Source organism: Staphylococcus sp. EG-SA-2 (assembly GCF_017152085.1).
The window spans coordinates 1-9780 of record NZ_JACYHC010001215.1 but is presented as its reverse complement, the minus strand read 5'-3'; the positions used below and the strand labels follow the sequence as shown (position 1 = coordinate 9780).

General features: G+C 34.6%; 10 protein-coding genes. 3 read left to right on the top strand and 7 right to left on the bottom strand.

Features of this window, described 5'->3' with window-relative positions; all coding sequences use genetic code 11:
* Positions 1 to 26: 26 nt before the first annotated feature.
* Positions 27 to 1523, bottom strand: coding sequence for an L-lactate dehydrogenase (quinone) (lqo, locus tag IDG60_RS19785; protein WP_001130051.1), 1497 nt, complete (start codon positions 1521 to 1523; stop codon positions 27 to 29).
* Between the two features lie 295 nt (positions 1524 to 1818).
* Between lqo and IDG60_RS19780 the strand changes: the two genes are divergently transcribed.
* Positions 1819 to 2148 carry a hypothetical protein gene (locus IDG60_RS19780; RefSeq protein WP_001793296.1) on the top strand — a complete coding sequence of 110 codons (330 nt, stop codon included), beginning with the start codon at positions 1819 to 1821 and terminating at the stop codon, positions 2146 to 2148.
* Between the two features lie 59 nt (positions 2149 to 2207).
* On the opposite strand, the gene mbcS is transcribed toward IDG60_RS19780, so the two are convergent.
* From mbcS to betB, 5 genes are all read right to left on the bottom strand, one after another.
* Positions 2208 to 3806, bottom strand: coding sequence for an acyl-CoA synthetase MbcS (gene mbcS, locus IDG60_RS19775; RefSeq protein WP_001172341.1), 1599 nt, complete (start codon positions 3804 to 3806; stop codon positions 2208 to 2210).
* 193 nt (positions 3807 to 3999) lie between these two features.
* Complete coding sequence (locus IDG60_RS19770; RefSeq protein ID WP_001028778.1) at positions 4000 to 4443, bottom strand: antibiotic biosynthesis monooxygenase family protein; 444 nt, start codon at positions 4441 to 4443, stop codon at positions 4000 to 4002.
* 279 nt (positions 4444 to 4722) lie between these two features.
* Positions 4723 to 4935 (bottom strand): sterile alpha motif-like domain-containing protein, encoded by a 213-nt coding sequence (locus IDG60_RS19765; protein ID WP_000011688.1) that lies wholly within the window; start codon positions 4933 to 4935, stop codon positions 4723 to 4725.
* Positions 4936 to 5212: 277 nt separating this feature from the next.
* Positions 5213 to 6922, bottom strand: a complete 1710-nt coding sequence (betA, locus tag IDG60_RS19760; RefSeq protein WP_000066521.1) for a choline dehydrogenase — start codon at positions 6920 to 6922, stop codon at positions 5213 to 5215.
* A 260-nt stretch (positions 6923 to 7182) separates the two neighbouring features.
* On the bottom strand, positions 7183 to 8673 hold the full coding sequence (gene betB, locus IDG60_RS19755) for a betaine-aldehyde dehydrogenase (protein WP_000421713.1): 1491 nt from the start codon (positions 8671 to 8673) through the stop codon (positions 7183 to 7185).
* Positions 8674 to 8741: 68 nt separating this feature from the next.
* On the opposite strand from betB, the gene IDG60_RS19750 reads away from it, so the two are divergent.
* A complete protein-coding gene (locus IDG60_RS19750) occupies positions 8742 to 8837 on the top strand; it encodes a hypothetical protein (RefSeq protein WP_001789908.1) in 96 nt (31 codons plus the stop codon).
* Positions 8838 to 8925: 88 nt separating this feature from the next.
* Positions 8926 to 9489, top strand: a complete 564-nt coding sequence (gene cudC / locus IDG60_RS19745; RefSeq protein WP_000198598.1) for a choline uptake/conversion transcriptional regulator CudC — start codon at positions 8926 to 8928, stop codon at positions 9487 to 9489.
* Between the two features lie 170 nt (positions 9490 to 9659).
* On the opposite strand, the gene IDG60_RS23220 is transcribed toward cudC, so the two are convergent.
* Positions 9660 to 9780, bottom strand: a 121-nt coding sequence (locus tag IDG60_RS23220; RefSeq protein WP_241013376.1) for a hypothetical protein, incomplete at its 5' end; no start/stop codon positions are given.

Here is a 9780-nt window from a genome sequence, read left to right as displayed (position 1 = left end):
CCGATTTTAAATATAGCTATTAGAATTTAGTTTTCGTAGTAACCTAATTCTAAGTCTTTTGAAGTTTGTTTACGGATTTTTCTCATTAATTTTTCGTCTTCAATTAATGATTCACCGTATGATGGAATCATTTTCTTGATTTTAGGTGCCCATTCAGTTTTGTATTCAGGGAAGTTACGTTCTAATACTTCTAACGCAACTGAAACTGAAGTTGAAGCCCCTGGTGATTCACCTAATAATGCAATTACAGTGTGGTCTTGTGAGTTAACCACTTCTGTACCGAATTGGATGAATCCTTTACCGTGTTCAGGTGTATCTTTGATAACTTGTACACGTTTACCAGCAGTGTATAATTGCCAATCTTCATTACGTGCTTCTGGATAGAAAGTACGTAAGTGGTTCATACAACCTTCTTTTGTCATAATCACTTGATCAAATGAGTATTTAATTAAAGGTAAGTTTTTAACTGCTGCTGCTAATAAAGTTGTAATGTTGTATGTTTTAACAGACTTGAATAAATCTAAGTTAGAACCATTTTTCAAGAATTTAGGTCCAACATTAGCAAATGGTCCAAATAATAATGTTCTTTGACCATCAATGTAACGCGTATCTAAATGAGGTACAGTCATTGGTGGTGTACCAGGTGGCTCTTTACCATAAACTTTGGCATCGTGTTGTTCAATAACTTGTGGGTTTGTACAAGCTAAGAATTGACCACTGATAGGGAATCCACCCAAATGTTTACTTTCAGGGATACCTGTTTTTTGTAATAATGGAATCGCTCCACCGCCAGCACCGATGAATACATAGTCAGTTACTTGTTTGAATTTCTCACCAGTTAGGCGATTTTTAACAGTAACTTCCCATTGACCATTTGATAATTGTTCAAAATCAACAACTTCATGGTTAAATTGCACTGTAGCATTTGGATGTGCTTCAATGCTTTTAGCCATTTTACGTGTTAATTCACCGAAGTTTACATCTGTACCTTCGTCAATTTTACTTGCCGCCATGATACCAGGGTTATCTTCACGGCCTTTCATCATCAATGGAATCCATTTTTTCATTACTTCGATGTCTTCAGTATATTCGATATTATCGAACATAGGGAAAGCTTTCATCGCTTCGTAACGATCTTTTAAGAATTTAACATTGTTTTTACCTCTAACATAACTGATGTGTGGTAATGGATTGATAAATTCTCTTGGGTTCTCGATGCTACCGCTTTTCACTAAGTGACCCCAGAATTGTTTTGAAATCTCAAACTCTTCGTTAATCACTTTCGCTTTTTCGATGTCGATAGAACCATCAGGTTGTAAAACTGTGTAGTTCAACTCACATAATGCTGCATGACCCGTACCAGCATTATTTCTTTCGTTTGAACTTTCGATTGCAGGACGATCCAAGCGTTCGTAAACGTGGATATTCCAGTCTGGCTCAATTTCTTTTAACATTGAACCAAATGTTGTGCTAAGTACACCGGCTCCAATTAAAACGATGTCTTTACTATTAGACTTAGCCATTGGTTTCACCTCTCCAAAAATTGTAAATGTGTATCATCAATATGAAAGTTACATAAAACTGACATATTTCTTTAAAATATCAACGCCATAGATAACTTCCTGTTTTAATTGATACGCTGTAACAAAATACTATAGTTAGTGCTTACATGTATATGTTAAAGCAAGCAGTGGTAAATGTAAATTATAATTATTCATTAACTTTGCAATATATTAAATCTTTTATTCATAGAAGATAAATATCAAATCAATCATAATTATTTGACAACAAATAGCTAACGATTGTTTTAATCTACATTTGGATTATAGCATTTTAAACCTATACTCTATTTTGATACAATATAAGTGTAAAATCAATCATAAAAAGGAGATTCAATATCTGCATCCAAGAAAAACATCACAATTACCTTTAATATTGAAAACTATTTTGAATCTTTCACTTATAGGCATTGTGATTATCGTTTTTACACATGCTGAGTTTCAACTTAATGCCGGTGATAGTAATGTGTTTTTATTAACATGGGATATTCGAGGTTTAACATCTTATATTTTCTCATTCTTAATACTGGTTGCGCTTGTTTCTAAACTAATTTTAATATTTATAACTAGACGACAAAGAACATCATAAATAAACAAGCAGTCCAGTGCGTATCATCATACCTTACGCATTGGACTGCTTTGCTATGTTTATTGATTGCTATCTTTTTGTTGTTGCCATTTTTCTATTTCAGAATCTCGTAGTTCAACACGACGAATTTTACCTGAGTTTGTTTTTGGTAAGTCGTCAACGAATTCAATCTCTCTCGGATATTTATATGGTGCAACTTCATTTTTAACAAATTGTTGTAGTTCTTTAACTAACGTATCATCACCCGCAGTATGGTCCTGTAAAATAACGAATGCTTTAACAATATTTCCTCGTATATCATGAGGCTTTGCTACTACAGCACATTCTTTAACGGCTGGATGATTCGTTAACGCATCTTCAACTTCAAAAGGCCCAATCGTATAGCCTGAACTAATAATAATGTCATCTCGACGTCCTTCAAACCAGAAATAACCATCATCATCTACATGAGCTAAGTCACCAGTGATGTAGTATTTACCTGTTTGCGCTTTCGCCGTACGTTCTGGCTCTTTATAATACCCTTTGAAAAGTGCTGGCAAATCAAGTGGTACTGCAATATTCCCTTTCGTATTAGCAGGTACGCTATTCCCCTCATCATCTACTACAGTGACCGAACTACCTGGAATGCCTTTACCCATTGATCCAATCCTCTGTGGTGTATCTTTTAAAAAGCCTATAAGCAAGGTACTTTCAGTCTGGCCATATCCATCTCTTACAGTTAAATTAAAGTATTTCTTGAATTGTTCAACTACTTCTCGATTTAGTGGCTCACCTGCAGAAACGGCACTATGTAAATGCGTTAAGTCATAATCATTTAAGTTCTGTAATTTAGCCATCATACGATATTCTGTCGGTGTACAACATAAAACATTAATTTGATATTTTTGAAGCAATTCTAAGTATGTTTCAGGACTGAACCTTCCATTAAATACAAAAGCAGTTGCACCTGAACCTAATACAGATAAGAAAGGACTCCATACCCATTTTTGCCAACCTGGTGCTGCTGTTGCCCAAACTAAGTCATCTTCATTAATACATAACCAATGTTTTGGTGCCATTTGTAAATGTGCAAATCCCCATCCATGACAATGTGTAACGGCTTTAGGATTGCCAGTTGTACCAGATGTATATGACAGAATCGCCATATCATCACGCGTCGTATCTGCCATTTCTAGTTTGTTACTTGCGTTTTCTTTTTCAGCTTCAAGTGAAATCCATCCATCTTTTTGACCGGCAATAACAAATTTAGTTAACGCATCATATTCTTTAATTTTTTCAAATTCAACTGTGAATGGCTCTAGTGCAATAACTGCATTTATTTCACCGTGCGTGATACGGTATTGTAAATCTTTAGTTCTTAGCATTTCAGAACATGGAATGATTGCAACACCTAATTTTAAAGCAGCAATATATAATTCATACGTCGCAATAGATCGTGGCATCATAATGAGTACTTTATCGCCTTTAGATAAACCGTGCGATGCTAAAACATTACCTACTTTATTAGACTGTTCAATGAGCTGTTGGTAAGTGACTGATATATCTTCGCCTTCAGTATTATGATATAAAATTGCCTTTTTATCTGGTATGTGGCTATATTTTTCGATTTCCGAAATAATGTTATATTTTTCAGGCGCGAATAGAGCTGACTTTTGCATAACTAACTTCCTTTCATACATCCACTTTTCCTGTGATGAACATTGTAATTTTATAAATGAATTATATATATCATACGCCTATCTTTACAGAATTTTCAATTAAATAGGGTTAAATACCAAAGTCCTCGACACTACACTTTGACATGACGTAGCATTCAAGGACTTTCAAATGATTGAGGGTTGATATCTCGGGCTAGACCATATCAGCTAATTCAATACGAATATTGTATGATAATTCACGATTAATTATTTTTACATCTGCACCTTTCGAAGTGCCACGATGCTTGTGTGTATGCTTGTACTCAGCTGAATTTTGCCAATGATAAAATGCTTGCCTATTTTCCCACAGCGTAATAATGATATAGTGTCTACCAGCTGTTCTAGGTCTTAAAAACCTTAATGCTTTAAACCCATCAACGTTTTTTAAATGCTTATTACGTTGCAAAAATTTTTGCTCGAATGTTTCTTCTTGTCCTTCGTTAATATATAAATGATTTAACACACATAATGAATCATTTGATAAATCATTTATCGCTTCTAGCACATCGTAATATGCAGTGTCATTATTTTTTTGTATTGTGAGACAATCATCCAGTTCTTCTATTACATAACTTCTATATTCATCATAAATGTTCATAATAAATGCCTTCATTTCATTTATATTTTTGGTCATATTACTTTATATCTATTACTAATTCATTCCCGTATTTATTAATTACAATCATAGTTTGGCTTCTTTTTAAAAGATAAGACTTTGTAAAAAGTATTAATATTTCATGCAAATGGGGACAGGAGTCGCCCACTATTTTTGTGTCTTCAATTTCATGATCATTATTTAACATTAGTCATGAAAATAGCCGACAACTTCATCTGTGAAATCACCGGCCTTTTATTTTAGCTAACTTTATTTCTGATTTTACGATTTTAATTGATCATACAGAGAAAGTGATCTTTTTACAATTTCTAAAAACTCATGATCTATATTGGACATTTGATGAAAATAAGACAAAATGTTTTCTGTTAGCTTCTCTTGTTTTGGGAATGAATCATCTTCTTTAATCCAAATCGCTAATTCGCCTAATGGTGTTTTATCATCTTTAAATGTTTGTATATATTCGTAAAAGCTCATAGTATTCCTTCTCTCAATTTACTTATATAAATCCTACCACGAAAGCTTTCAAGAAAACACAATTAAATGTCTATTTAGTGAACTTTTTAAGGTTGTACACTCTTTTAATGTCTGCCAATTAGGTCAATTAATCATCACAATGTACAATTAACTCTATTTTCAGTTCACTTACTCACACACCGTTTTTAAACAACACATTAACTTCTCATTTAGATAAAACGCAAAAAAGTCTGGCACCAATACAATAGATGCCAGACTAAGAGTCTACTATATAAATTTATTTAGCGTATGGTTTTACTTCGATTGCACCTTCATTTTCATCATGAACACCATGCTTATAATAATCAATATATTGTGGCTCTAAAGGCTTTCTGCCACGTATAATGTCTGCTGCTTTTTCAGCTAACATTAAAACAGGTGCGTGTATATTGCCATTTGTCGTACGTGGCATAGCGGATGCATCAACTACACGTAAATTTTCCATACCGTGGACTTTCATTGTTAACGGGTCAACTACTGCCATTGGATCTGAAGCAGGACCCATTTTAGCACTACAAGATGGGTGTAATGCTGTTTCACCATCTCTACGAACCCAATCAAGAATTTCTTCGTCTGTTTGCACTTCTGGTCCTGGTGAAATTTCTCCACCATTGAATGGATCCATTGCTTTTTGAGATAAGATATTTCTTGCTACACGAATTGCTTCTACCCATTCTTTTTTATCTTCTTCTGTTGATAAATAATTAAAGCGGATACTTGGTTTTTCGAATGGATCTTTAGATTTGATTTTCAAGCTACCACGAGAGTTTGAATACATTGGTCCTACGTGAACTTGATAACCATGTGCGACCGCTGCCTTTTGACCATCATATCTTACAGCTATTGGTAAGAAATGGAACATTAAGTTAGGATAATCAACTTCGTTATTTGAACGTACAAATCCGCCACCTTCAAAATGGTTAGATGCTGCTGCACCTGTACGTGTGAAAATCCATTGTAAACCAATAAATGGCATGCGCTTGATATCTAAGCTTGGCTGTAATGATACAGGTTCCTTACATTTATGTTGAATGTATACCTCTAAGTGATCTTCAAAGTTTTCACCCACACCTGGTAAATGAACACGTGGCTCAATGCCTTTTGATTTTAGGAACTCTGAATCACCGATACCAGATAATTGTAGTAATTGTGGCGTATTGAATGCCCCACCAGACAAAATGACTTCATTAGCATCGATGGTATGTAGTTTGCCATTTTTCTTATACGTAACACCAGTTGCTCTTCTACCTTCATAATGAATTTCAGTTACAAAGGCACGTGTTTCAACGGTTAAGTTTTTACGCTTCATCGCTGGATGTAAATATGCTCTTGAAGCTGACATTCGGCGACCACGATGTACTTGACTATCGAACGGTCCAAAACCTTCTTGTCTAAATCCATTCACATCAGGTGTTTTATGATAACCTGCTTCAACACCTGCATCAAAGAATGACTGGAATAAAGGATTCGTTGCTGGCCCTCGTTTTAACTTAATTGGTCCATCATGGCCTCTAAATTTATCATAAGGCGCTGCACCGTATGTTTTTTCTAATTTTTTAAAATACGGTAAACAGTGTGCAAAATCCCAAGTTTCCATACCTTCTGGTTCTGCCCAGCCTTCATAGTCCATTGGATTACCACGTTGGTAAATCATGCCATTAATCGAACTTGATCCACCTAAAACTTTACCTCGGGCATGTGCTACTTTACGACCGCCCATATGTGGTTCTTCATCTGTTGAATAAATCCAATCGTAAAATTTATTGCCTGAAGGGAACATTAACGCAGCAGGCATTTGGATAAATAAATCCCAAAAATAATCACTGCGACCCGCTTCTAATACTAAGACTTCTTTATCTTTATCTTCACTCAGACGATTACCTAGTACAGAACCTGCACTGCCTCCTCCAATGATGACATAATCATATGATTTATTTTTGTTACTCATCGTTATGACCTCCAAAGTTTGTTGTATTTCAAAGTGAGTATTGCATGAAATATTTGTTAGTGGCTGATTGGTTATCGTTGAATTGCTAAACTTGGCTAACCAAAACACTCGATTTTCCTTTTACGATTGTTACTAACAGTCATGAAATAATCTATGATTCATTTTGCGTTTAGTCCAAATTATCAATCAACATTTCGCCACTTATACAAAACAAAGTGAGTGTCTTGTGTTCTTACAATGGCACTCACCTTATCTAATTTTTATTTGCTAAACCAATTCACTAATTGTGGATTTGTATTTGTTAAAATGTGTTTTGAAACAAGGTACTCTTCTAAGCCTTCTTTGCCTAATTCTCTACCGATACCTGATTGTTTGTATCCACCCCATGGCGCTTGTGCAAAATATGGATGGAAATCATTAATCCACACCGTTCCAAGTTTCAACTTGTTAGCAACGCGTTGTGCTTTTCCAATATCTTTAGAAAATACAGCACCTGCTAAACCATATATAGAATCATTCGCTAATTGAATCGCTTCTTGTTCAGTTTCAAAGCCTTCTACAGTAACGACAGGTCCGAAAACCTCTTCTTGTACAATACGCATTGACGTATCACAATTTGTAATGACTGTTGGCTCGAAGAATAGACCATCTTTTAAATCGTCTCTATCTGGACGTTTACCACCAACAGCAATTGTTGCGCCTTCTGCTTTAGCTACATCCATATAAGATTCGATCTTATTACGATGTTCTGTTGAAATCACTGGTCCCATTTCAGTATCAGCATCAAAACCATTACCTAATTTGATTTTTTTCACGCGATCAATAAGTGCTTGCTCAAATTTGTCTTTAATACTGTTTTGTACTAATATTCTTGATCCTGCTGAACAAACTTGACCTGCATGAAAATATCCACCATTTAACGCTTGGTCTACTGCCAATTCAAAATCAGCATCATCAAAGATAATGTTTGGATTTTTACCGCCAAGTTCCAAGGCAATATTCGTAACATTATTAGCAGCATTTTTCATAATATGCTTACCAGTCTCAATGCCACCTGTAAATGATACAAGGTCAACCTCTTTATGACCTGACATTACGTCACCAACTTCAGAACCTGCACCTAGAATAAGATTAATTGTTCCTTTAGGGAAACCAACTTCTTCCATTAATTCAAAAACACGTATTGTTGTTAATGGTGTAATTTCACTTGGTTTCATAACTAGTGAACAACCCGTAGCAAGCGCTGGCGCAATTTTCCATGATGCTTGTAATAACGGATAATTCCAAGGTGTAATTTGTGTAACTACACCTACTGGTTCTTTAACAATTTTGCTTTCTGTATCTGGAATTGGTGAATCAATCATTTCGCCACCATCTTTATCTGCTAATCCAGCAAAATACATAAACACATTATGAATATCATCCATATCTGCATATGATTCTTCTAACGTTTTTCCAGTATCTAATGTTTCTAATCGTGCTAACGCTTCGCGATGTTCTTTGATCTTGTCCGCGATGGCACGTACTTTTTTACCTCTTTTTTCAGCAGTTTCTTGCGACCATTCACCAGACTCAAACGCACGTCTTGCAGCTAAGATTGCACGTTCTGCATCCTCTTTTGTCCCTTCAGAAACCGTAAATATCACTTCTTGATTGTAAGGATTGATAATATCTCTTGTATTTTTATTCGTGCTTTCAACCCACTCACCATCAATATATTGACGCTGAGATAAATGTTTTAAAAGTTCCATTCAACAACCTCCGTTAAGTTTGTTAAATTTTTATTTAACGAATTTTACAAACTTATGTTAGCATAGAAATGAAAAATGTGTCAATTTACAAAACAACTCAAGAATTAAGTTTTGTAAGTTCGTTAGATTTTTATTTAACGAAACATTTAACTTTAATGCTTTAAATATTTTTAATGTCTTTTTTTAGAAAAGGTTTTATAATGTATTAGTATTTATTTTAACGTGAACAAAATGATGTACGGAGGTGCAATGATGACTCGTTCTCAGAACAAACAGCAACAATTAGAACAAGCAAAAGATATTGTAATTAATTCAATTGGACAGACAATGGATTTGTATGGCACTAATAGAAGTGTAGGAAACTTATATGGCACTATGGTGTTTGAAGGCAGTATGACGCTTGATGAAATGCGTCATCAATTGCAAATGAGCAAACCAAGTATGAGTGCTGGCGTTAAGAAATTGCAGGAATTTGATATTGTTAAACAACAATTTACGAGAGGAAGCCGCAAACAACATTTTATCGCCGAGAAAGACTTTTTCATCTTTTTCCGAAACTTTTTCACTAAAAAATTTCAGCGTGAAATTGACATCAATGTCGAAGCAGTAAAAGATGCTCAAGCTATTATCAATCCATTACTTGAAAGCAGTGATTTAACTGAAGCTGAAACACAAGAGGCACAAAAAATTAAAGCTCAGCTTGATCATACACATGTTTATTACGAATGGTTAGAACAGTTAACCGAAGCGATTGAAAGCGGTGAAATTTTCAAATATTTCCCAATTCCAGAACAGCCTTCTGATTCTGAAAATTAAAATTAGCCTCGGACAGCGGCAATGATGATTATGCATGATGAAAACAATACAATAGGTCCACGAAATAAACGGTAATTTCTATCTCAATAAATAGAAATTACCGTTTTTGTTTTATATGACAATCAATTATATACTTATAAAATTCAAAATCTTATGCATCATTATTTGAATTATAAATTATCGTCTTGTTCTTCTTCTGATACTTGAACGATTCGCAATGAACGACGTTCAACTTCTTTTAATTTTTCAGCACGCGTTTCAAGTTTAATTCTATCGCGCCCTAAAATGATT